A 23,553-nucleotide genomic window follows, 5' to 3' on the forward strand; every position below is an offset into this window, starting at 1 on the left:
GCTTTTGGCACGGTTTTTTCTAAATACATTATAGCATGATGAAAAAAAATATTCTATTTATCGTTCTTTTACTTATTAGTACAAGTAGTATTGTTGCCCAGAAAAGCCAACGTTTAGCCTATATTGATACCGGATATATTCTTCAAAATATCCCTGCGTATTTAACGGCTCAAAATTCTTTAGATGCTAAAGTTGAACACTGGAAAACAACGCTAGACAAACAAGCAAGAGCTATTGAAATATTAAAAACTGACTTAACCAACGAAAAAGTTATTTTAACAAAAGACTTGGTTTTAGAACGTGAAGAAGATATTACGTTAAAACAAGAAGCTTTACGCCGATTAGAATCGTTATACTTTGGTCCTAAAGGAGATATGTATAATTTAAGAAAGCAATTAATAAAACCGATTCAAGATCAGGTTTACAGTGCGGTTCAAACAATTGCTTCTAGAAAGAAATATGATTTTGTTTTTGATAAATCAGGCGATTTAGTTATGCTTTATTCCAATAAAAAACACGATATTAGCGAGCTTGTTATTAAAATGATTAATATTGATCAGAAAAAACAAGTAAAAAGAGATAAAGTTGCTGCTAAAAAAGAATTGCTTAAAAATGAAAGTTTAAGCGATGTGCAAAAGGAAAAAATAACAAAAAAAGAAGCGCTAAAAAAGAAAAAACAAGCAGATTTATTAGCAAAAATTAAGCGTATCGAAGAAAAAAGAGCCGCTAAATTGAAAAAAAGAGCGCAAACAAAAGCCCTATTAAAAGAAAAGAAAGCCGCCGCTAAAAAATTACTAGAAGAAGCGAAAAAAAAGTAGTGACAAAAAAGAATATATAAATTAAGAATAGAGAACGTAAATTAAATTAAAAAACAAAGATGAAACATTTTAAAACCTTATTATTAGTTGCAATTTTTACAATTGGATTCGGTAGTATCGCAAATGCACAAAAAACAGCACATATAAACACTGATAAATTATTATCTGAAATGCCAGCGACCAAGTCTATGAAAGCTGAGCTAGAGAAGTTAAATAAAACATATCGTGATGATATTGAAGCGATGTACAAAAGACTAGAAGCTAAAATTAAAAAATACGAAGCGGAAGGAAAAAGTCAAACGCAAGAAGTAAATCAAAAAAGAGCTATCGAAGTTCAACAAGACAGACAACGTATTAGCAAAGCAGAACAATCTGCTGGGCAAGAAATGCAAAAAAAATACCAAGAAAAAACACTTCCTATTTTAAAGAAAGCAGAACAAGCAATTAAAGATGTTGCTGCTGCTAAAGGAATTATTTACGTATATGATGCTGCTCCTGGTAAAGGATTAATCGTTTACGAAAAAGGTGAAGATATTTATGGTGCTGTAAAAGCAAAATTAGGTTTCTAAATAAAACTTTAAAATATTTTATAAAAATCCTGCTGAATTCAGCAGGATTTTTATTTTTGTAGTATATGATAACACAACAACCTATCGGTATTTTTGACTCAGGAATTGGTGGCACATCTATTTGGAAAGAAATACATACATTACTTGCTAACGAAAACACTATTTATTTATCCGATAGTAAAAATGCGCCTTATGGGCAAAAATCAACAGAAGAAATTTTAGCGCTATCTATTAAAAACACCGAATTTTTAATTAGCAAAGGATGCAAAATAATCGTGGTTGCTTGCAATACCGCTACCACAAATTCCATTGAATATTTAAGACGCAACTACCCTATTCCTATTATTGGAATTGAGCCTGCAATTAAAACAGCATCCATTCAAACTAAAACAGGTACTATAGGAATATTAGCTACCCAAGGAACACTCAATAGTCGTTTATTTGAAAAAACATCCGCCAGTATTAATAGTGATATTGTTATAATGGAACAGGTTGGTAATGGCTTGGTACAACTTATTGAGAATGGTAAAATGTATTCTGCCGAAATGACTATTTTACTAAAGAAACATTTAAGTTTAATGCTTTCTTCTAAATGTGATTGCATTGTTTTAGGCTGTACACACTACCCCTATTTAATTCCGCAGATAAAAAAAATTGTAGGAAATACCGTTCATATTATTGATTCTGGAGAAGCCGTAGCGAAACAAACAAAAAAAATATTAACAGAAAATAACCTTATTAATACATCAAAAATAAATACCTACAACACTTTTTATGTTAACAAAGATAAAAGTGTTCTAGACATTATTTTAAAAGATTATAAGAATGTAACCGTAAACTTTTTAGAATTTTAATCTTTTAAAAAAGACCGCTAATATTAGGACATGCCGAAGCTCTACGTTTTCGACATAAAATATCAATACCAAAAGAAATTTGATGAAAATTACCGTTAGAAAAAACAGCATCGCCAGTTTGTTTTGTATAGGTGTAAGCGAATATTAGGTTTTTATAATTTAATCCGATAATTGGCGTCAGGTAATTTGCGTCGCCAAAAACACTGCTGTCAAAACTTTTCCTATACGATAAAGCAGCCCATAATTGATGCGTACTGCTCATTTTTTTATACACTTTAACATTGAGATCAACAATTTTATCACCCGTCTGTTTTTTATATTGAAACATCGCTGAAGGTTCAAATTCTAGTTGATTTTTATCACCAAAAAAATATCCTACGCCTAAAATATAATTTCTTAAATTAAGAGATTCAAGGTTCGTATTTACATTGTTTTTTGACGATAACATCATGTTTTTAATCGTTAAATACGATGAAAAACCTTTATAATGATATGCCATTCCAACATCAGCATTGAAATAAAAATCACTATTAATTATTTGCGAAACCATAGGGTCGTTTTTAAATAATTGCTGATCAACGCTATTTTGAACCATTGACATTGACAAGCCAAACGATAATTGCTGAAATGTATTTTCATTCCCCATATCTAAATGATACGCATAAGTTCCTTGTAAACCTGTTTGAGAATGATAACCATTTTTATCATTAAATAGAATCACACCATATCCTGCTTTTGAATTTTCATTAAATTTTGCATGAAAACTTGCCGTTTGTAAAGAAGGGGAGTTCTTTATTCCTATCCATTGCTGACGCGCTGTTACACGTAATTTACTACAGCTTCCAATACCCGCAGCGGTTGGATGTAAAAGATAAATATTATCCGATAAATAATCGGTATAAATAGGCAATGTTTCTTGGCTATACGTTTTTGCTATAAAGATAAAAAAACAGAAAATTATAATTTTATTCATGTGTTGTTTTGATAAAAAATAGCCAAATATAACGAAGTTGACTAATAATTTAACCTATAATTTGAAGGTGTTTTATGTTTTAATTCTTTGAATTTTCTGTTGAAATTTGAAATATTTTTAAAACCCGCTTTTTCGGAAACTTCAATAATTGAATAATCTTTGTTTTGTAATAATTTACAAGCGGTTTCAATACGTAATTCATTTAAAAAAGTAAAAAATGTTTTATTGGTTCTTTGTTTAAAATACCTACAAAAAGCATTTGAAGTCATGTTTGCTACAGCCGCAATATCATCTAACTCTATTTTTTTATTAAAATTACTCAAGGTGTAATCCATAATATCACGCATACGTTTTCCTTCATTATCTGTGTATTTTTTTTCATATACAAATGTTGATAACGATGTGATTTCTGATTTTAAAATAAGCTTTATAATTTTTAAAAAAATAATAAACTTCATTAAATCTTTTTCTCCTCGAAGCTTTAAAAATAATTTTTTTATTTTATTTTGATTCGATTTTACCCTAAAACTATTTTTAACAGCACTGAAAAAACCTGCAATTTCTTTAAAATCATCTAATTCAAAAAAATTATCACCAAATGATTTTTTAGTAAAAAAAAGTGAAATCATAAATGATTCTTTAATTTTTGAATTATCACTTTTAAAAACATGAGGTTGATTCCCTGCAAGTACTAAAACATCATTACTTCTATATTCATTAACAGTATCTCCAACAATTAAAGTTCCTTCACCTTTAACAACATAACACATTTGAATTTCTTCATGCTGATGAAATTTATCGTAAAAAAAAGGACCCTTATCTTCTTCGCAAATTAAACCTAAATTCTTAGTTTTTGGTATTTTAAATGGTAAAACCTTCATAATTGTGAGTAAAATATTTTGTATAAATCTATAAAATATTCACCTAAAAAAGAACTAAAACTTTATAAAAAGATAATATACTATACTATCTTGTTAAAAACTAAGCATTAAGCTTTGAAAATCAATTATAAATTTGCCTTAAAAAAACACATGAACATAAACTGGAAAGGCGTAATGCCAGCTGTTACTACTAAATTTACAAATCAAGACACGTTAGATTTAGTTAATTTTGAACTAAATATTAAAGCACAATTAGACGCAGGTGTTGTTGGAATTATTTTAGGGGGAACTTTAGGAGAAGCTAGTACACTTACTGATGATGAAAAAAGAATCATTGTAAGAAAAGCAGTAGAAGTTGTAAATGGACAGGTACCAGTTATAATGAACATTGCTGAACAAACAACTGTAGCGGCAATTGATGCGGCAAGAAAAGCAAAAGAAGATGGAGCCTCAGGGTTAATGATGTTACCTCCTATGCGCTATAAAGCAGATGATAGAGAAACTACTGTGTACTTTAAAAAAGTAGCAAACAGTACCTCTTTACCAATTATGGTGTATAATAACCCTGTTGATTACGGTATCGAAGTTACTTTAGATATGTTTGAAGAGTTATTACGTGACTGCCCAAATATTGAAGCTGTAAAAGAATCTACTAGAGATTTATCAAATATTACACGTATTAAAAACCGTTTTGGCGACAGATTACAAATATTATCAGGTGTTGATACTTTAGCTTTAGAAAGTATTTACATGGGTGCTGATGGTTGGGTTGCAGGTTTAGTATGTGCATTTCCAGCAGAAACAGTAGCTATTTTTAACTTAGCAAAAGCAGGAAGAGGTAACGAAGCTAGAGAAATTTACCGTTGGTTCTTACCTTTATTAGAATTAGATATTAATTCTAAATTAGTACAAAACATTAAATTAGCAGAGGTTGCTACTGGTATTGGTACTGAAAATGTACGTGAGCCTCGTTTACCATTAATCGGTGAAGAAAGAGCAAATGTTTTAGCAATTATTGAAGAAGGTTTAAGAACTAGACCTACTTTACCTGAATATAAAGAATTAGCGGTTTTAGCTTAATTTTAAGTGAAATTTATCGTTTTAATCTTTAATTTTAAGATTATAGAATGTTAGAAAATCAGCATACAATTTAACAAATCATTGTCTTATTTATAGGGCAATGATTTGTTGTTTTCAATCTATTTTTTTTACATTAAAAGAGCCTTTAAAATAAAAATACTTTAGTACCTTTAATTCGTTAATTAAACCTTGTAAATAACAATAAATAATTATTTATTTGAACATAAGTAAGCTCTTAAAAATTATATAAACCATTTAAATGTGCTGTAAAATTACTGTGCATTTAAAAAAAACAAAATCTCTAAAATCAAATGATTACAGGAAAAAATTATATAGGAAATCAATTAAAAGCTTCAGGAACAACTACGCATAAAACCGTGAATCCGAAGTTAAATATGCAAAATCCAACAGATTTTTATCAAGCAACTTTAGAAGAGGTTAACCAAGCTGTTGAATTAGCGGATAGCGCATTTAAAGTATATCGTAAAGTTTCAGGAGAAAAAAGAGCCGAATTTTTAAATGCTATCGCAGATGAAATTTTAGCTTTAGACACTGAACTTATAGACATGTATATGTCAGAATCTGGTTTACCAGAAGGAAGAGCACAAGGCGAAAGAGGTAGAACCGTTGGACAGTTAAGAGCTTTTGCTGATTTAGTTACTAAAGATCAATGGAGAAATGTAACAATTGACCAAGCTATCCCTACAAGACAGCCTTTACCAAAATCTGACCTTAGAAAAACATCAATTCCTTTAGGACCTGTTGTGGTATTTGCAGCAAGTAATTTTCCATTGGCATTTTCTACCGCAGGTGGAGATACTGCTAGTGCCTTAGCATCAGGATGTCCTGTAATTGTAAAATCGCACGCAATGCACTCTGGAACGGGTGAATTAGTAGCATCAGCAATTATAAAAGCAGCCGAAAAAACAGGAATGCCAAACGGTGTGTTTTCAAACATTACAGGTAGCGGAAGAGTTGTTGGTAGCGCCTTAGTAAAACACCCGAAGGTAAAAGCAGTTGGTTTTACAGGAAGTATTGCAGGTGGTAGAGCACTTTACAATTTAGGAGCACAAAGAGACGAACCAATTCCAGTATTTGCTGAAATGGGAAGTATCAATCCTGTAGTTGTATTGCCAAATGTTATCAAAAATAAAGCAGCAGAAACGGCTAGTACTTATGCTGGTTCAATTACTGTTGGAACAGGACAATTTTGTACAAATCCTGGGTTATTATTAACCATCGCAGGTGCCGATACAGATGCTTTTGTAAAAGATTTAGCCGAAAAAACCGTAGCAATTGCACCACAGTGTATGTTACACCCAAATATTAAAGATGGGTTTGTTTCAAATGCAGAAGTAGTAAGCTCTCAACCAGGTGTTCAGGTTGTTGGTCAAATTACAGAAACTGTTGAAGCAAATTTTGCAGCATCAACAATTTGTGCTGTATCAGGAGCTGAATTTTTAGCGAATCCTAAAATGCATACCGAAGTTTTTGGTCCTTTTTCATTAGTTGTAAAAGCAAAAGATCAAGCAGAATTATTAGATGTTATTGACCATTTAGACGGGCAATTAACAGGTACTGTTTTAGCAGAAAAAGAAGATTTTGACGCTTTACCAGCAGTAGCAGATGCTTTACAGGCAAAGGTTGGAAGAATTATTTTTAACGGTGTTCCAACAGGTGTTGAAGTTTGCGAATCAATGACACATGGAGGCCCTTACCCTGCTTCTTCAGATTCTAGATTTACAGCCGTAGGTTTAGGAGCTATTAAAAGATGGGTACGTCCTTTTAGTTTTCAAGATTGGCCAACCGAATTATTACCTACTGAATTAAGAAATTAACAGGTAAGCACTGTTAATTAACAATTTATAAAAAACAATTAAATTAATAAATATTAACATTTTCTTTAAATTATCTAATCACTTATATAGTACTTTTGGACAATATAAAGAAATTGAAAACTATGCCAGCTTCGTATTTTTAATTAAAGAAATTTTGAAGGGTTTTTTCTAAGAAATAATACAAGCTGGCTATTCAATTTTACTATGAGAAAAACATTTTTTTGCGTTGATGCACACACTTGCGGAAATCCTGTAAGAGTTGTTGCTGGTGGAGGTCCAAACTTAATTGGAGCAAATATGAGCGAAAAGCGTCAGCATTTTTTAAAAGAATATGACTGGATTCGTAAAGGATTAATGTTTGAACCACGAGGACACGATATGATGAGTGGAAGTATTTTATTTCCGCCTCACAGTCCTGAAAACGATTTTGGAATTTTATTTATCGAAACTTCTGGATGTTTGCCAATGTGCGGACACGGAACTATCGGAACTATTACTATTGCGATTGAAGAAGGTTTGATTACGCCAAAAATTCCTGGGAAAATTAAAATGGAAGCACCCGCAGGTTTGGTAAATATCGAATATGGTCAAACAGGTAAAAAAGTGGACTGGGTTCGTTTAACAAACGTAAAAAGTTATTTAGCTGCTGAAAATTTAACGATTGATTGCCCTGAATTAGGTGAAATTACCTTTGACGTTTCTTACGGAGGAAATTATTACGCCATTGTAGATCCGCAGAAAAACTTTTCTGGAGTGCACGATTTTACTGCTAGTAAAATCATACAATATTCGCAGGTTGTAAGAGATCGTATCAATGAGAAATATCCTGATATGTTTATTCATCCTGAAAATGATACGATTAGAGATGTAACCCATATGTTATGGACAGGAGATCCTATTGACCCTACTTCATCAGGTAGAAATGCTGTTTTTTATGGTGATAAAGCCATCGATAGAAGCCCTTGTGGAACAGGAACGTCTGCTAGGTTAGCACAGTTACACGCCAAAGGAAAACTTCAATTAAAAGAAGAATTTATCCACGAAAGTTTTATCGGAAGTAAATTTATTGGTCGTGTAGAACAAGAAACTACTTTAAACGGAAAACCAGCAATTATACCTAGTATTCAAGGTTGGGCAAAGGTTTTTGGTTACAATAATATTATTATTGATGACCAAGATGATCCTTATGCACACGGTTTTCAAGTTATCTAAAAAAAATGTTATCTTTCAATTTAAAAAAAAATTGGAAACAATAAAACATAAAATACTCAAAAATCATTGCTATACCGAGCTTGTTTATCAGCGGATAAATAAAAAGCTCGGTATCGCTTTTTCTAAATTTGAAATAGAAACACTTATTCAAAAGGTATTGGAAGATACCCCTTTAGATGACTACGAAAAAATAGGTAAAAACTTCTACATTACTAACAAAAAGCACAATATTACCATCACAATTAATACCAGTACTTTTAGAGTTATTACCGTTAATCAAATCATTAAAAGCATAAGTTTAAAATAATATATTAAATGTCAAAAGAAGTAGTAATTATTGGTGGAGGAATTATAGGCTTATGTTCAGCTTATTACCTTCAAAAAGAAGGGCACAAAGTAACTGTTATTGATAAATCTGATTTTTCAAGTGGTGCATCTTATGTAAATGCAGGATATATTACGCCAAGTCATATTATTTCTTTGGCGGCTCCAGGAATGATTAATAAAGGGATCAAATGGATGTTCGATTCTGAAAGTCCTTTTTCGGTAAAACCTCGTTTAGATTATGATTTTTTAAAATGGACCTGGTTATTTAAAAAAGCTTCTACCAACAAAAAAGTAGAAAGCTCAATTAAAACCATCAAAGACATCAACCTATTAAGTAGAGAATTATACGAAGATATTAAAGCCTCTAACGATTTTGATTTCTTTTACCAGCACAAAGGTTTATTAATGTGTTATCAAACCGATAAAGCTGGGCAAGAAGAATGGAAAACTGGCGAGCGTGCTATTCAAGAAGGTTTAAAAGTTGAAAATTTAACCAAAGAACAAGCTTTAAAAATAGAACCAAATGCAGGTTTAAATATTAAAGGTGCTGTGTATTATCATTCTGATTCGCACATGACACCCAATGAATTTATGCCCCAATTAAAAAGATATTTAGAGAAAAAAGGCGTTGCTATTTTAGCCAACGAAGAAGTCTTAGATATCAATGTTTTAAATGATAAAGTAACTTCTTTAAGAACCAATAAGCAAGAATTAAAAGCTGATGAAATTGTTGTAGCAACAGGTTCTTGGTCGCAAATTTTAGTGAAAAAATTAAATGCTAACATTCCTATTCAGGCAGGTAAAGGCTATCGAATTAACGTAGCAAAAGATACTGGAATTACAGTTCCTGCTATTTTAATTGAAGCAAAAATTGCCGTAACACCAATGAACGGTTTTACCCGTTTTGCAGGTACTATGGAAGTTGATAAAATTAACAATAATATCAATAAAGTACGTGTAAATGCCATTGCAAAAGCAAGTGAAAACTTTTACAAAGGTTTAAAAATTGATCAGAAAGAAATTGACGATGTTGCTTGTGGTTTAAGACCCTGTTCACCTGATGGATTGCCGTATATTGGGCGTTTATCAAAAATTAAAAATGTAACAGTCGCTACTGGTCATGCTATGATGGGATGGAGTTTAGGTCCTGCAACTGGTAAATTAGTATCTGAAGTAATTTCTGATAAAAAAACAAGTTTAGATTTGAATCCGTTTCATGTAGAGCGTTATTCTTAATTTTTTATCCGAAGTAACAAAACTCAACATAATAAAACACCTCCGTAAGAAAATATACTATGCGTTACGATAAAATTGACAACTCGTTATTTATAGAAAATAGAAAGCGTTTTACCGCCAAAATGCAACCCAACAGCATCGCTATTTTAACATCAAATGATGTAAAACACAACAATGCTGACGATGTAATGGGCTTTGCGCAAAATAATGACCTTTTTTACCTTTCAGGAATTGATCAGGAAGAAACTATTTTAGTTTTATATCCTGATGCTTTTAAAAAAGAAAATCGCGCCATTTTATTTGTAAAAGAAACCAGTGAACTTATCAAAATTTGGGATGGTGAAAAATTAACCCAAGAAAAAGCTACTGAAATTTCAGGAATTTCAAGAGTAACTTGGAACAAAGATTTTGAAAGCGTTTTACAAGCAATGGCTTTTGAAGCTGACGGTTTTTATTTAGGGCATAACGAACACTATAAACGTGCCACCAATAATCAAGAAACCCAACAAGACAGAATGATAAAATGGTGTAAAGAAAAATATCCTTTACATCAATATTACAGAGCCGCGAAAATTACCCGTAATTTACGCCCTGTAAAATCTGATAAAGAAATTGAATTATTACAAAAAGCAGCCGATATTAGCGTAGAATCTTTTTCTCGTATTTTAAAAGCCTGTAAACCTGGTAAAAATGAATACGAATTAGAGGCAGAATTAACCTATAATTTAGTGAAATCTGGCGCTTCACATCACGCTTTTCAACCGATTGTTGCTTCTGGGAAAAACGCTTGTGCCTTACATTATAATACCAACGACTCGGTTTGTAAAGACGGTGAAATGATTTTACTTGACTTTGGCGTTTGCTATGCAAATTACAATAGCGACACTACGCGTTGTTTTCCTGTAAATGGAAAATTTTCAGAAAGACAAGCTGCTGTTTACACGTCTGTTTTATATTGTTTAAAAGAAGGAAGCAAGCTTTTAAAAGCAGGAGTTTTACCTGCCGATTACGAAAAAAACATGGCAGGTTTAGTGGAAGCTGAATTGATAAAATTAAACTTATTAAATGCTGATGCCGTAGCAAATCAAGATCCTGAAAAACCTTTATATAAGCAATATTTTATGCACGGAACAGCGCATTATTTAGGTTTAGATGTGCATGATGTTGGTTTATATTCTCGTCCTTTTGAAGCGGGAATGATACTTACTTGCGAGCCAGGGATTTATATTGCAGAAGAAGGAATTGGTTGTCGATTAGAAGACGATTATTTAATTACAGAAGATGGAAATGTGAATTTAACTGCTAAAATGCCTATCGAAATTAAGGATATTGAAGCATTAATGAAACTTTCATAAATAATAAAAAACAAAAATTTTTACATGAATACATTCGGAATTGGAGGTAGTACTATTGAAGCAGAATTAAATGCCATAACTCCAACGGCTCACTTAGTTGAACCGATTCAAAAAGAAGAGTTTCAAGCCAGAATAAACAAGGCTTGCTTAATGATGAAAGCTCAAAATAAGCAGGCAATGTATTTACATGCTGGAACAAATTTATTTTATTTCACAGGAATGAAATGGAGTTCGAGCGAACGAATGGTAGGTGCGATTTTGTTTCAAAATGGTGATTTACATTTTATTGCTCCAAAATTTGAAAAAGGAACAATTTTAGATTTTATGCTGATAAAAGGCGACGTAAATTGCTGGGAAGAACACAAAAGTCCTTTTAAATTATTTACTAAAATTCTAATTCAAAATAAAGTTACCCAAGGTGATATTTTAATGGATGAAGCAACGCCTTTTTTCATTATTGATGGAATAAATAAATGCAATGAAGTATTTACTTTAGAAAGTGCAACGCCAATTACCGCAGGTTGTAGAATGATAAAATCGGATGCTGAAATTGCTATTATGCAACATGCTATGAATATCACTTTAGAGGTTCAAAAAGCGGCAGCTCGTATTTTAAGAGTAGGGATTTCAGCAAAAGAAGTAGAAGATTTTATCCACGAAGCACATATTAAATATGGTGCAACTGCTGGTTCTTATTTTTGCATTGTATTATTTGGGGTTGATTCATCATTTCCTCACGGTGTAAAAACGCCGAAAAATTTAGAATTAAACGAAGTTGTTTTAGTAGATACTGGTTGTGTTTTACACGATTATATTTCTGATATTACAAGAACTTATGTTTTTGGAGAAGCGGATGATTTACAAAGATCTATCTGGAATATTGAAAAAGAAACCCAACAAGCTGCTTTTGATGCTGCTAAATTAGGGCGTGTTTGTGCTGATATTGATACAGCTGCTAGAAAAACATTAGAAAGTCATCAACTAGGTCCTAAATATGATTTACCTGGTTTACCTCACAGAACAGGGCATGGAATTGGTTTAGATATTCATGAATGGCCGTATATTGTTAAAAACGACAACACGGTTTTAGCAGAAGGGATGGCGTTTAGTAATGAACCGATGATTTGTGTTCCTAATAAATTTGGAATCCGTCATGAAGATCATATTTATATGACTGAAAACGGTGCTAAATGGTTTACAGAACCTATGCACAGCATTGAAGATCCTTTTGGGATTTCTAAATAATGTTATAGTAAAATTTAACGATTTTATAAAAAACGCAACTCTTTATTTTTTAAGAGTTGCGTTTTTTTTTATGGGGTTAATTGTTGTTTTTCAGATACCCGAATGATTGCTTCAATTGGGTCGGGAGCTTGAATAAATCGAATAAACGCTCAAAATTCTGGTTTGTAGAATTTTGAGCTTATAATAATGTGTGAAATTAATGATTGTTTAGTTTAGTAGGCGTGTTATTTATTCGATGTAATATTTAAGCCAATCATAAAAGCATATTAATTTATAAAAAGCATTTTTTTCTACGCTATTGTTTCCTTCCAAAATTGCATAATTCTCAATTATTATTTCTAATAAATCTGAAGACATATAATTCTCTCTATTGATGTATGGAAATATTTGTAAAAAAACCTTCCAATCATATTTTACTATTATTTGATTTAAGTTTATTTTTTCTTCCTCTACTTCTCTTTTTCGTTTTGTATAACTATTTTTCGGGTAATAAAAAGTTATTTTTTTAGCCTTTTCAAAATGATTACAGATACGTTCTTCTTCTAGTCCCTTCAACTCTTTATCTAAGCTAATATTATTATTACCCTTTAAATATTTAAAAAATGGAAGATATGTAGTTCCTTTTAATGTTTCAGGTAATGTATCACTAACAATTTTACTTGTTTCTAAATCCTTGTTTTTGATTAAATTTTCAATTAATTCAATTCTACCAATTCTTTTATAACCTGCTCCTGCAATTTTATTTATCGCACCAACTCCGAAAACAACTTCTAGGTTTTCAATATTTTCTGAATTTGAATCAATATTTTGAACATAGAGTTTTGATTGTTTATCGTTATCTATAACTAAATCATATACATGTTCTTTTAATTGCCTTAACATTCTTGCTGGAAATTTTCTCTCAATTTGAGATAAAGCTTTAAAAGTTGATATAAAGTTTGGAACGATAACTGATTTTACGGGTATTCTTATGCCATTTACAGAAATTGTTTCATTAATAAATTCTGTTTCTTTTACATCAGGGCTCCATTGAATAAATATTAATCTATCTTGTAATTTTTTAATATTTTCAGAAGTTAAGCAAGATGAAATTGAATCTAATATTTTAAGAATATTCTCATCCTGTAAAGAGTATCCCAAAAAGATAACAGGATGTTCTGTGAAAATTGTCAAAAGTTTTGCTGCTAAATAAGGGTTCCTTTTATCAAAATCTTCATAATCTCTTTCTGTTAAAACTAATGAGTTTGGTTGAGAGCTACAACCGTGAATCTTATATATTTCTCCAATACCTTGTGGTGATGAAAAGATCAATTCATTTTGACCAACGTAGGTTTTAAAGTCAGTAAATAATGATTCCAAAAAATTATCCCAATTTGTTGTAATTATTCCATCTATAACAACTTGCTTTAATAAATTGATTTCTTTAAGTAATTCTGGTTCTATTGTTAAATTATAAATACATCCTTTAATATAATGAGATATTTCAATTTTTAGAGCAGAATCCCTATCAGTACATATCTTCTTATATTTCTCTCTACTTCTTTCATATTCATCATCTTCCCACCATTTAGTATGAAATCGTTTAGCTAATTCACTTGCTAAAATTGGTAAGCTTTGTTCAGCACTTGAAAGCAAGTATTGATAATCAACACCGATTGACTCAGTGAATTTATTTAATAATCCATTCCAATCTTCAATATTCAAATACCTGCGAGATATACCTGAACCAACAAATAGAAATGGAGCTCTTTTAAACTCACCTATATATTCTTTAATTTTTTGTGTTTCCATTCTATTTTAGTAATTTTTCAGTGATTTTATTAAACCTTTAATGTCTTACAATTTCAAGATAAATTTAAGTGAAAAAAATCTAAAATCAACTGAATTTCAAATGATTATTTAATACAAAAGACCTCACAGGTTTTTAAAACCTGTGAGGTCTAAATTTTAACTAAAAACCTGTTTGAAATTAAATAAACTGTCAGTTCGAGTGATTTTTTTTCCTTTTAAAAAATTGTATCGAGAACTTTTTTTAACTTCAAAACTAATTCAAGTTCTCGATACAATTTTAATTCCTTTTAGTCATTAAAACCACTCGAATTAACAAAAAAACCTAAAAACGATGGCAAATCGGAATGCGATACTGAACTAAATTCAGCATGACGGATTCTAATTCAAATAAGCACTAAAAAATAAAAAATGAACTAAAATCCCTAGCCCCGATTGTAGCAATTGTTTGAGCTCTTTTTTTGATTTTTCTTCAAAAAAAAGCGAGTGCGGAAAGCGGGAAATAGCTTCAAATAATTCTTATTTTTATAACATTAATCAACCTTCATAAAATCTTCTTTTAATATTTTCTTCAGATAAAAAAGCACTTCTTCGGCATTTTCTTTGGTAAAAATAATCGGTGGTTTTATTTTTAACACATTATGATCGGCGCCATCGGTACTCATTAAAATTCCGTGGTTTTTCATTCGTGCGGCTACATAATCTGCTTGAGAAGCTAGTGGATTTAATTGAGAATCTACAAATTCAACGCCTAAAAATAACCCCTGCCCTCTTACATCGCCAATAATTGGAAATTGATTAGAAAGTTCTTTTAATTCCGATTTTAAATACTCGCCTACTTCTAAGGCATTTTCTTGTAATTTATCGCGCTTTACCGTGCGAATTACTTCGGTTGCAATGGCACAGGAAACAGGGTTTCCGCCAAAAGTATTAAAGTATTCCATGCCGTTTGCAAATGCCTCGGCAACTTTTTGAGTACAGGCAACCGCCGCAATTGGATGCCCATTTCCTAAGGGTTTACCGATTGTTACGATGTCAGGAACGACATTATGCAATTGAAAACCCCAAAAAGTTTTCCCCATTCGTCCGCAACCTGTTTGCACTTCATCAGAAATACAAACGCCGCCAACTTTTCTGATTTTTTGATATGCTTCGGATAAAAAACCTGTTGGTAATTCTACCTGACCGCCACAACTAATAATCGGTTCGATAATAAAAGCACCTACATTTCGTCCTTTTTCTTGAATGGTATCAATACATTTTTGAACTTCCTCAGCGTATTTTTTTGCGGTATTTTCACCTCTGTATTTTCCTCTAAAACTATCGGCTAAAGGAAATATTTGCGTGTATTCTGGAGCGCCATTTCCTCCTTTTCCATCAAATTTATATGACGAAATATCAATACACATATTGGCGTTTCCATGGTAACCGATTTCACTAGCGATAATGTCTTTTTCGCCTGTAACGGCTTTTGCCATTCGAATTGCCAATTCATTTGCTTCACTCCCTGAATTTACAAAATGCAACACATTTAATTCTGTCGGTAAAGTTTCAATGAGTTCTTTGGCTAAATTGTTGATGTTTTCGTGTAAATAGCGTGAGTTTGTGTTAATTAAACTCATTTGTTGCTGCCCCGATTTTACAACATTATAATTTTCATGCCCAACGTGAGCAACATTATTTACGGTATCTAAATATTTATTTCCAAATTGGTCGATTAAATAAACACCTGAACCACGCACCATTTTTATAGGTGTTTTGTATTGCAAACTTAAACTTTTCCCTAAATGTTGTTTTCGATACTTAATTAAATCGTTGTTTGAAATCGTATTATTATGAGCTAATTCATCAGATTTAAAAAGTAAATTCGGGTTTGGGCAAACACTTTTCCAAACCTCTATTTCTTTTAAATATGCCACGCCTGGAAAATCTGTTTTCAAATCAAATAATGATAGCAATACTTGAAAATGTAAATGAGGAACCCAATTTCCGTTTTCTGAAACAGCGCCAAGTTCTGCAATTTTTTCGCCTTTTAAAATGCGGTCGCCTACTTGATGTTTTTGCACACTTTTTGGGCTGTTATGCCCGTATAATGTGTAAAATTCAAAATCATCGGCTTGATGTTTTAACACCAATAATCCACCGTAATTTTTATCGCCTTGATTATCCGAAGCAATAACAACTTCTCCATCTAAAATAGCGTGAACAGCCGTGTTTTTTGGCAACCAAAAATCGGTTCCTAAATGAATTGTTCGGCTTTCTTTTCCGTTATTTCCTATTTTTTGATACGCATCAGTAGTATAAAAAACACGAGGTTCTAAATAACCACCGCCAATAATTTTTGTAGGATTTTCTTTTTGTAATTCATCAATTTTAAACTGAAAAAGTGCTAGATTATTTGCTTCTTTTTCATGCCCAATCCAAGTGCTTGAAACGCTTAAATCTAATGGATAAATAAGTTGTTTTTGAACTGTTGGAAATAGATTTTCTAAAGAAAAAGTATGTTGTAAACTCCAATTTTCAAACTTTTTTTCATTCGGATGTGCCGAAAAACCACAGGCAATTCTAAAATTATATTCCGCAAAATCTGGATGAATTTCACGCCATTTTTCAAGGACTTCCCAAGCGGGTTTTTCACTTATCAGCAAATATTTATTGTTGGGTTCTTCAATTTTATTAATTGCCGATTTTGTTACAGAAATCACCAATCGCATGGCAATTGCATCGTATAAATGCGCCAATTCTTTTTCTTGTAAAGGAAAATTTTGATGATAGCCTTTTATAAAACTCAACGCCGATTCTAACGGCTCATTATGCTTCATAATTACATAAGCGCAGGCAATTGCTACGTCATTAATTACCTGTGTATAAATGGCATCGCCGTAATCAATCGCTGCTTTTACTGTTGGGTTTACAAGGGCTGTTGACACAATTACATTGTTATCATTCGCATCATTATGAACCACCGATTTACGTAAAAGATCGTAGCTAGTTTTATTGTTTTCAAAATTGTTTTGAAAATAGCTAATGATTTCTTTTTGCTCGTTTTCAAATAAATTGATGTGCTTTTTTGTCCAAAGTGATTGTGCTACATCCCAAACAAATTCTCTTTTTGCCTGCGGATGTTCAAAACCTTGTAACGCCTTGGTTAAAAGCCCACATTGTTCGCCCAAACTAAAACGCAAACTATCTAATTGCGGATTTACAGACGACCAAACTCGCCCTGAAACCCAACTTAATAAACGTACTTTTCGAACATTTCCAAAAGCGTCAATTATTGTTGAAATTACATTTCCTTCAATATCTTTTATAACTTTTGGAGCAATAATTTCAGCATTATTTTCAGCGACATATTGCAATAATTTCTGTTGAAAATCTAAATAATTCTCCTCTTCATTAGGACGAGAAATTTTTAAAATATATCCTTCTGAATTGGGTGTTTTTATTCTGAAATTAAAATCTAATTCGCCAGGTAATTCAGAAGCTGTTCCTTTAATATTATAGGTTTTTAAAAGAATTTCTTCTGCTTGTTGAATTGCTATTTTTATTTGATTGTAATTCATAATTATTTTTTATAAAACTATAATTAGAGATGCTGTTTTTTTATCCGAAGAAAAAATATTTTATTTTTAAAGATTAGCCGAAATCAGCCAAAATTATTTAAAATTACCGAAGAATTATCGTAAAATAAATCCATCTTTCATCGGGTCGTTTGGGTCGATTACAAAGGTATTGATTCCTGTAATATATGCCGTTCCTGATACCTGCGGAATTACGGCATTAAAAGAACCGTATTTTGCTTGCGAAACCACCGAACCAATAAAGACCGAATCGGTAATACTCTCGATGCTCATGGTTTGATTAAAATCAATTTCGTTTCTTTTTTTATGAATTGCCATTCTTCCTGAAACTCCCGAACCTGTTGGGCATCTATCGACTTCTCCTTCGGCAAAAACACACACATTTCTACTGTCATTTCCTGAAGGTTGTTTGTTATTATCAATAAAAATAGTTCCGTATAAAAAGCTCAAATCATCTTCTAAAGGATGTATAATTTCAGAATCGTTTTGCATTACGGCATGTTTAATTTTCATTCCGTTGGCAATTAAATCACGATACGAATTGCTACTTAAATCAAAATTAAAATTGTTTTTTGCCATATCAACATAGGCATAAAAAGCACCGCCGTAAGCTAAATCGTAGGTTACAGTTCCTAAACCTTCAACTTCAACGGTTTTGTCTAAACCAACCACAAAACTCGGTACACAATGAAAACGAACGCCTGTTACTTTGCCATTTTTTACGTTTGCAAACGAGGTAATTCGTCCGCAAGGCGCATCAATTTTCAAAATATTTTCGCCTTCTTTTACTTCAATCCAATTCATTTCAACGGCTAATGTTGAAATAGCTATAATCGCATGACCGCACATGGTCGAGTATCCTTCGTTGTGAAGAAATATAATGCCAAAATCGCCTATTTCTTCCTTATTTTGATTGTTTTCTTTCGGATTTGGAGGCAGTAAAATACAGCCGTACATATCAGGATGTCCACGAGGTTCAAACATTAAAGCGGTTCGTAAATTATCATAATTTTCTTTGCAATAACGTCTGTATTCTAAAACAGAATTCCCTTTTAATTCAGGAAATCCATCAACAATTACACGCAAGGGTTCTCCGCCTGTGTGCATGTCGATTGTTTTAATTTGCAACCAATTTTCGGCTGGTTTAAAAGTTGTTTTTGAAAGTATATTTTGATATGTTTTACTCATTTTCGCTACTTTTTTGCTGATTTATCACTAATTATTACCTATTTATTACTTGTTTTACACGAATATTGATTTACAGGATTTTTTACTGTTTTGTATATTTATTATAGAAATAATTTGCGGCTGTTAAATCTTCTAAAGCGTGTCCTACGGATTTAAAAACGGTAATTTCATCCTCATTTTCACGTCCTTTTTCCCCTACTATTCCTTCTGATATTCCTTCTGATATTTCTTGAGATGAACACAATTGAAATAAATCAGCTTTAATATCTTCTTCTTTTAAAATTCCTGTTTGTAACGGGATAAAAATATCGCCACTTTCTTTTAATCCACCTTGAAAAGTATCAATATAAACCGACCCTTTTTTAATCACTTGGTCATCGGCTTCACGCATATCTTTTTTATAGGCTCCGACTAAATCAACATGTTGCCCTGCTTTTAAATATTTTCCTAAAACTAACGGCGTTTTTGACAAGGTTGCACACGAAATAATATCAACTTCCGATATTTTTTCTTCAATAGTTTGAACGGCAGTTATCGTGAAATTTTCATTTTGAAGCTCCTCACAAATTGCTTGTGCTTTGCTGAAATTACGCCCCCAAATAAACACGTTTTTAATCGGACGAACCGAGACGTGTGCTTTGATTAAATTAACAGATAAAGCTCCTGTTCCTATCATTAATAATGACGACGAATTTTCTTTGGATAAAAAAGAAGATGCCAATGCTGATGCCGATGCAGTACGTTTTACCGTTAAACTTTTGGCTTCTAAAATGGCTTTAATTGTTCCTTTAACAGCATCTAAATAAATATAGGTTCCGTTGATTGAAGGCAAATCGAATTGACTATTTTCGGGGCTTACTGTTACTATTTTTACTCCCGCATTTTTACTAGGATTCCATGCTGGCATCAATAATAAGGTAGAATCTGCATTAACGGCTGGGTTTGCAAAATCGTGATGATGACGCATCGGAACAAGGGTTTCTTGCGAAGAAAAAGCGGCTTTTAATTCAGTAATAAGTGCTGAAAAATTAGTGTTATTTTCTATATAATTGCTATCTATTTGAATGATTTTTTCCATGCTCTAAAATAACTATTTATAAAAACTTTTACATATTTTATCTATAGACAGACTAATATAAGCCGTAAACTTGTTAAAATAATACCATAACAAATACCATAAAGCCTGTATTTTTAGCAAAAAACATATATAAAGTGAAAAATTTACAGTTATTTATTCTTGTATCTTTAGCCGTTTTTGCATCGTGTAAAACAGCTACGGAAAACAAAATCGTATCATTTAAAGAAAAATTACAAGCTACTTTTCCTAAAGCCCAGATAGATTCTATTGAAGCCAAAGATCATTTTACAGAAGCTTACAAAGTGGTTTTAAAGCAAAATTTAGATCCTAAAAATCCTGCGGAAGGAACTTTTGATCATTATATGTATGTTTCGCATGCCAACTACAACAGCCCAACGGTTTTAATTACTGATGGTTATTCTTCTAGAAATAGAACCACGGAATTAAGTAAGGTTTTTAAAGCAAATCAGGTAATTGTAGAGTACAGAATGTATGGGAAATCAAGACCCGATTCTATTGTTTGGAAACATTTAACAAACGATAATGCTATTGAAGATTATCATACTATTGTAACCAAATTAAAAAGTGTTTATAGTGGTAAATGGTTGTCATCAGGAATTAGTAAAGGAGGAGAAACTACCTTAATTTACAAGGCTAAATATCCGAAAGATATTGATGTTGCTGTGCCTTATGTTGCTCCATTAATTAATACCTTAGAAGACCCTAGAACCAATGATTTAATCAACTCGGTTGGTAGTGATGCTTGTAGAGCGAGTATTAAAACTTTTCAAAGAACTGTTTTAGAAAAAAGAGCGGATATCTTAAAAATATTAGCGACTTATGCGGCTAAAAACAAGATGAGTTTTACCCAAGTTCCTTTAGAAGAAACCTTAGAGTATGCCGTGTTAGAATTTCCTTTTTCTTTCTGGCAATGGGGCAGCGGAAAATGTGCCGATGTACCTACAAAAGAGGCATCATCAGAAGAATTATTTAAGTATTTAATTAAAATTTCTGGTGTTCATGTTTACAACGATGCAGGGTTTAAAAATTACTTGCCTTCTTTTTATCAACATATGAGAGAATTAGGCTATTACGGTTTTGATTTAGCACCTGTAAAAGATTTATTAAAAGTAGTTAAAAGTAGTACAAATAGTAGGTTTGCACCTAAAAATGTAGATTTAACCTATAATCCTGCGTACATAAAAGAAGTACGTAATTATGTAGAAACTAAAGGAAGTAATATTTTATATATTCAGGGAGCTTACGACCCTTGGGCGGCTTGTGGACCAACACCAAAACAAGGCGTTGATGCTTTGAAAATGGTTTTAGAAGGAGGTTCACACTTAACGAGAATTAAAAGTTTTTCTGATAAAGATCAACAAAAAATTTACGCAAAATTACAGGCTTGGTTAGGAAAGGATGTTAAATTATATCCTTTAAAATAAGCTTGTTTTCATATTGATAATTAAATTTTTAACAAAAAAAACACTTTAGATATTTCTAAAGTGTTTTTTGATTTTATACTATTTTTAAAATTATAAACTACGGATTTTACTATTTTTTAAAGTTTGAAATCCCTTTTTGTAACCAATTGTAATACTCAGTAGCATCGGGTGTATAAGAAGCAGGATTTATTAAATTAGCTTCATCATGCCCCATTAATACATAAAAAGGTTGCGTATTTGCTTTGTATTTTATGGTTTGTAATTCGCTCCATTTTTGCCCAATATATTTTAATTTTTTACCAGGGTTTAACTTCGAATCTACAATTTCATCCTCTTTTAACTTTCTTTTATCATCAACATATAAAGAAATTAAAACTACCTTATTTTTTAAGACATCTAAAACATTCGGTTTTACCCAAACATTCTGTTCCATTTTACGGCAATTTACGCAGGCATGTCCTGTAAAATCTATCATTACCGGCTTTCCTACTTTTTTAGCATAGGCCAATCCTTTGTCGTAATCATGGAATGAAATAATATCGTGTGGAGGCATTATATGTGCTCCTTCAGGCAAACCTGTAGGTGTTTTTTCAACCTTACCCATTGAAACTAATGCGGTACTTTTCTTGGTAAACCCTACTCCATATGGCGATTCACTATAATGTTGTGGTGGTGGAAAAGCGCTGATTAAATTTAAAGGTGCTCCCCATAAACCTGGCAACATATAGATGGTAAAAGCTCCTACGATTAGTCCTAAAAACAATCTTCCTACCGATATATGATTTTGTGGGCTGTCGTGCGGTAATTGAATTTTCCCTAACAAATACAATGCTAAAGCACCAAATATGGCAATCCAAATAGCAATAAAAACTTCTCTTTCAAAAATATGTAATTGCAATACTAAATCGGCATTTGATAAAAATTTAAACGCCAAAGCTAGTTCTAAAAATCCTAGAACTACTTTTACCGTATTTAACCAACCTCCCGATTTTGGTAACGAATTTAACCAACCTGGGAATGCTGCAAACAGTGCAAATGGCAAAGCAATCGCTGATGAAAAACCTAACATTCCTACAATAGGTGCAATTCCTCCTTTTGATGCTGACTCAACTAATAATGTTCCTACAATTGGTCCGGTGCATGAAAATGATACAATTGCTAAGGCTAACGCCATAAAAAAGATTCCTATTAAACCACCTCTATCGGCTTGAGAATCTACTTTTGTAGCCCAAGAACTTGGTAAAGTAATTTCAAAAGCGCCTAAAAATGATGTAGCAAAAACTACTAATATTAAAAAGAAAACAACGTTAAACCAAACATTGGTAGAAAGCGCATTTAAAGCATCTGCCCCAAAAATACCCGTTACTACGGTTCCTAATAATACGTATATTCCAATTATTGATACTCCATAAATAATGGCATTTTTAATTCCTTGTGCCTTGCTTTTACTTTGTTTGGTAAAAAAGCTTACCGTCATCGGAATCATTGGAAAAACACAGGGAGTTAACAAGGCTGCAAACCCTGATAAAAAAGCGATAAAAAAGATGGCTATCATTCCTTTTTTATCTTTCTTCGTTTTATCTTTAGCAACTGATTTTACAGAAACAGCCTTACTGATATCAAAAACTAAATCAAGTTCTTTTGGAGGTAAGCATTGCTCATCTGTACAGGCAATAAACTCAACAAAAGCATTAATTTTAGTTACTTTTGAGTCGATTAACTCAATTTGTTGTTCAAAAACAGCTTTATGTGCAAATGACTTAATAGTCATTCCTTGCTCATTAAACAATTTTGTAAATTTAGTTTTACCTTTAGGCTCTTTAGTTTTTCCGATTAATTTAATATTATTTTCTTTTTCTTGATAAAAAAAAGTGGTCGGAATTGGCCCTGCTTTAGGTACGTCTTGCGAGTACAAACTCCACCCTTCTTTGATGGTCGCTTGGGTTATTAATTTATAATTAGAATCGGATATTTTTTCGACTTTGGTCTTCCATTGAATAGGATTAAATATTTGACCTTTTACTGATATGGTTATCAATAAAATAAAAAGTAGTATGTGGTTTTTTTTCATCGAAATTTATTTGG

18 protein-coding genes are annotated in these 23,553 nt (G+C 31.9%); 11 read left to right on the forward strand and 7 right to left on the reverse strand.

Going from position 1 to position 23,553, the window contains the following annotated elements; all coding sequences use genetic code 11:
- The first annotated feature begins 35 nt into the window (after positions 1-35).
- The 3 genes from DPIF8902391_RS08305 (at position 36) to murI (ending at position 2,241) form a co-directional block, all read left to right on the forward strand.
- On the forward strand, positions 36-818 hold the full coding sequence (locus tag DPIF8902391_RS08305; protein WP_232119259.1) for an OmpH family outer membrane protein: 783 nt from the start codon (positions 36-38) through the stop codon (positions 816-818).
- Between the two features lie 59 nt (positions 819-877).
- Entirely contained in the window at positions 878-1,387 is a 510-nt protein-coding gene (locus DPIF8902391_RS08310) for an OmpH family outer membrane protein (RefSeq protein WP_058884300.1), read from the forward strand.
- A gap of 65 nt (positions 1,388-1,452) precedes the next feature.
- Entirely contained in the window at positions 1,453-2,241 is a 789-nt protein-coding gene (gene murI / locus DPIF8902391_RS08315) for a glutamate racemase (RefSeq protein ID WP_058884299.1), read from the forward strand.
- A 4-nt stretch (positions 2,242-2,245) separates the two neighbouring features.
- Here the strand turns inward: murI and DPIF8902391_RS08320 are convergent, their stop codons facing one another.
- Positions 2,246-3,214: a PorP/SprF family type IX secretion system membrane protein gene (locus DPIF8902391_RS08320; RefSeq protein ID WP_058884298.1), complete on the reverse strand. Its 969-nt coding sequence runs from the start codon at positions 3,212-3,214 to the stop codon at positions 2,246-2,248.
- A 41-nt stretch (positions 3,215-3,255) separates the two neighbouring features.
- Positions 3,256-4,095 (reverse strand): AraC family transcriptional regulator, encoded by an 840-nt coding sequence (locus tag DPIF8902391_RS08325; RefSeq protein WP_172505545.1) that lies wholly within the window; start codon positions 4,093-4,095, stop codon positions 3,256-3,258.
- 150 nt (positions 4,096-4,245) lie between these two features.
- On the opposite strand from DPIF8902391_RS08325, the gene DPIF8902391_RS08330 reads away from it, so the two are divergent.
- The 7 genes from DPIF8902391_RS08330 to DPIF8902391_RS08360 all read left to right on the forward strand — a co-directional run bounded on the left by DPIF8902391_RS08330 (position 4,246) and on the right by DPIF8902391_RS08360 (position 12,388).
- Entirely contained in the window at positions 4,246-5,175 is a 930-nt protein-coding gene (locus DPIF8902391_RS08330) for a dihydrodipicolinate synthase family protein (RefSeq protein WP_058884296.1), read from the forward strand.
- 311 nt (positions 5,176-5,486) lie between these two features.
- Positions 5,487-7,013: an aldehyde dehydrogenase (NADP(+)) gene (locus tag DPIF8902391_RS08335; protein WP_172505546.1), complete on the forward strand. Its 1,527-nt coding sequence runs from the start codon at positions 5,487-5,489 to the stop codon at positions 7,011-7,013.
- Positions 7,014-7,217: 204 nt separating this feature from the next.
- On the forward strand, positions 7,218-8,225 hold the full coding sequence (locus DPIF8902391_RS08340) for a 4-hydroxyproline epimerase (RefSeq protein WP_058884294.1): 1,008 nt from the start codon (positions 7,218-7,220) through the stop codon (positions 8,223-8,225).
- Between the two features lie 31 nt (positions 8,226-8,256).
- Positions 8,257-8,532: a DUF3781 domain-containing protein gene (locus tag DPIF8902391_RS08345; protein WP_198912928.1), complete on the forward strand. Its 276-nt coding sequence runs from the start codon at positions 8,257-8,259 to the stop codon at positions 8,530-8,532.
- Between the two features lie 8 nt (positions 8,533-8,540).
- The gene (locus tag DPIF8902391_RS08350; RefSeq protein WP_058884293.1) at positions 8,541-9,788 is read left to right on the forward strand and encodes an NAD(P)/FAD-dependent oxidoreductase; all 1,248 of its coding nucleotides are present in this window, start codon (positions 8,541-8,543) and stop codon (positions 9,786-9,788) included.
- 59 nt (positions 9,789-9,847) lie between these two features.
- Positions 9,848-11,143, forward strand: coding sequence for an aminopeptidase P N-terminal domain-containing protein (locus DPIF8902391_RS08355; protein ID WP_172505548.1), 1,296 nt, complete (start codon positions 9,848-9,850; stop codon positions 11,141-11,143).
- 24 nt (positions 11,144-11,167) lie between these two features.
- The gene (locus tag DPIF8902391_RS08360; RefSeq protein ID WP_172505549.1) at positions 11,168-12,388 is read left to right on the forward strand and encodes a M24 family metallopeptidase; all 1,221 of its coding nucleotides are present in this window, start codon (positions 11,168-11,170) and stop codon (positions 12,386-12,388) included.
- Between the two features lie 228 nt (positions 12,389-12,616).
- On the opposite strand, the gene DPIF8902391_RS08365 is transcribed toward DPIF8902391_RS08360, so the two are convergent.
- The 4 genes from DPIF8902391_RS08365 to lhpI form a co-directional block, all read right to left on the reverse strand.
- Complete coding sequence (locus tag DPIF8902391_RS08365; RefSeq protein WP_172505550.1) at positions 12,617-14,179, reverse strand: SIR2 family protein; 1,563 nt, start codon at positions 14,177-14,179, stop codon at positions 12,617-12,619.
- A gap of 530 nt (positions 14,180-14,709) precedes the next feature.
- A complete protein-coding gene (locus DPIF8902391_RS08370) occupies positions 14,710-17,739 on the reverse strand; it encodes an aminotransferase class III-fold pyridoxal phosphate-dependent enzyme (RefSeq protein ID WP_172505551.1) in 3,030 nt (1,009 codons plus the stop codon).
- 114 nt (positions 17,740-17,853) lie between these two features.
- Entirely contained in the window at positions 17,854-18,945 is a 1,092-nt protein-coding gene (locus DPIF8902391_RS08375) for a proline racemase family protein (RefSeq protein WP_172505552.1), read from the reverse strand.
- An 82-nt stretch (positions 18,946-19,027) separates the two neighbouring features.
- A complete protein-coding gene (gene lhpI, locus DPIF8902391_RS08380) occupies positions 19,028-20,023 on the reverse strand; it encodes a bifunctional Delta(1)-pyrroline-2-carboxylate/Delta(1)-piperideine-2-carboxylate reductase (protein ID WP_172505553.1) in 996 nt (331 codons plus the stop codon).
- Positions 20,024-20,157: 134 nt separating this feature from the next.
- On the opposite strand from lhpI, the gene DPIF8902391_RS08385 reads away from it, so the two are divergent.
- Positions 20,158-21,468, forward strand: a complete 1,311-nt coding sequence (locus DPIF8902391_RS08385; RefSeq protein WP_172505554.1) for a S28 family serine protease — start codon at positions 20,158-20,160, stop codon at positions 21,466-21,468.
- A 109-nt stretch (positions 21,469-21,577) separates the two neighbouring features.
- Here the strand turns inward: DPIF8902391_RS08385 and DPIF8902391_RS08390 are convergent, their stop codons facing one another.
- The gene (locus DPIF8902391_RS08390; RefSeq protein WP_172505555.1) at positions 21,578-23,539 is read right to left on the reverse strand and encodes a protein-disulfide reductase DsbD family protein; all 1,962 of its coding nucleotides are present in this window, start codon (positions 23,537-23,539) and stop codon (positions 21,578-21,580) included.
- Between the last annotated feature and the right edge of the window lie 14 nt (positions 23,540-23,553).

This window comes from Tenacibaculum finnmarkense genomovar ulcerans (assembly GCF_900239495.1).
Taxonomy (GTDB): Bacteria; Bacteroidota; Bacteroidia; order Flavobacteriales; family Flavobacteriaceae; genus Polaribacter; species Polaribacter ulcerans.

Bases quoted from the DNA above. Each gene is read 5' to 3' on its own strand.
- DPIF8902391_RS08340 (WP_058884294.1), top strand. From the start codon at position 7,218: ATGAGAAAAACATTTTTTTGCGTTGATGCACACACTTGCGGAAATCCT.
- DPIF8902391_RS08375 (WP_172505552.1), bottom strand. From the start codon at position 18,945: ATGAGTAAAACATATCAAAATATACTTTCAAAAACAACTTTTAAACCA.
- lhpI (WP_172505553.1), bottom strand. From the start codon at position 20,023: ATGGAAAAAATCATTCAAATAGATAGCAATTATATAGAAAATAACACT.
- DPIF8902391_RS08310 (WP_058884300.1), top strand. From the start codon at position 878: ATGAAACATTTTAAAACCTTATTATTAGTTGCAATTTTTACAATTGGA.
- DPIF8902391_RS08355 (WP_172505548.1), top strand. From the start codon at position 9,848: ATGCGTTACGATAAAATTGACAACTCGTTATTTATAGAAAATAGAAAG.
- DPIF8902391_RS08350 (WP_058884293.1), top strand. From the start codon at position 8,541: ATGTCAAAAGAAGTAGTAATTATTGGTGGAGGAATTATAGGCTTATGT.
- DPIF8902391_RS08370 (WP_172505551.1), bottom strand. From the start codon at position 17,739: ATGAATTACAATCAAATAAAAATAGCAATTCAACAAGCAGAAGAAATT.
- DPIF8902391_RS08305 (WP_232119259.1), top strand. From the start codon at position 36: ATGATGAAAAAAAATATTCTATTTATCGTTCTTTTACTTATTAGTACA.
- DPIF8902391_RS08335 (WP_172505546.1), top strand. From the start codon at position 5,487: ATGATTACAGGAAAAAATTATATAGGAAATCAATTAAAAGCTTCAGGA.
- murI (WP_058884299.1), top strand. From the start codon at position 1,453: ATGATAACACAACAACCTATCGGTATTTTTGACTCAGGAATTGGTGGC.
- DPIF8902391_RS08320 (WP_058884298.1), bottom strand. From the start codon at position 3,214: ATGAATAAAATTATAATTTTCTGTTTTTTTATCTTTATAGCAAAAACG.
- DPIF8902391_RS08365 (WP_172505550.1), bottom strand. From the start codon at position 14,179: ATGGAAACACAAAAAATTAAAGAATATATAGGTGAGTTTAAAAGAGCT.
- DPIF8902391_RS08390 (WP_172505555.1), bottom strand. From the start codon at position 23,539: ATGAAAAAAAACCACATACTACTTTTTATTTTATTGATAACCATATCA.
- DPIF8902391_RS08325 (WP_172505545.1), bottom strand. From the start codon at position 4,095: ATGAAGGTTTTACCATTTAAAATACCAAAAACTAAGAATTTAGGTTTA.
- DPIF8902391_RS08330 (WP_058884296.1), top strand. From the start codon at position 4,246: ATGAACATAAACTGGAAAGGCGTAATGCCAGCTGTTACTACTAAATTT.
- DPIF8902391_RS08360 (WP_172505549.1), top strand. From the start codon at position 11,168: ATGAATACATTCGGAATTGGAGGTAGTACTATTGAAGCAGAATTAAAT.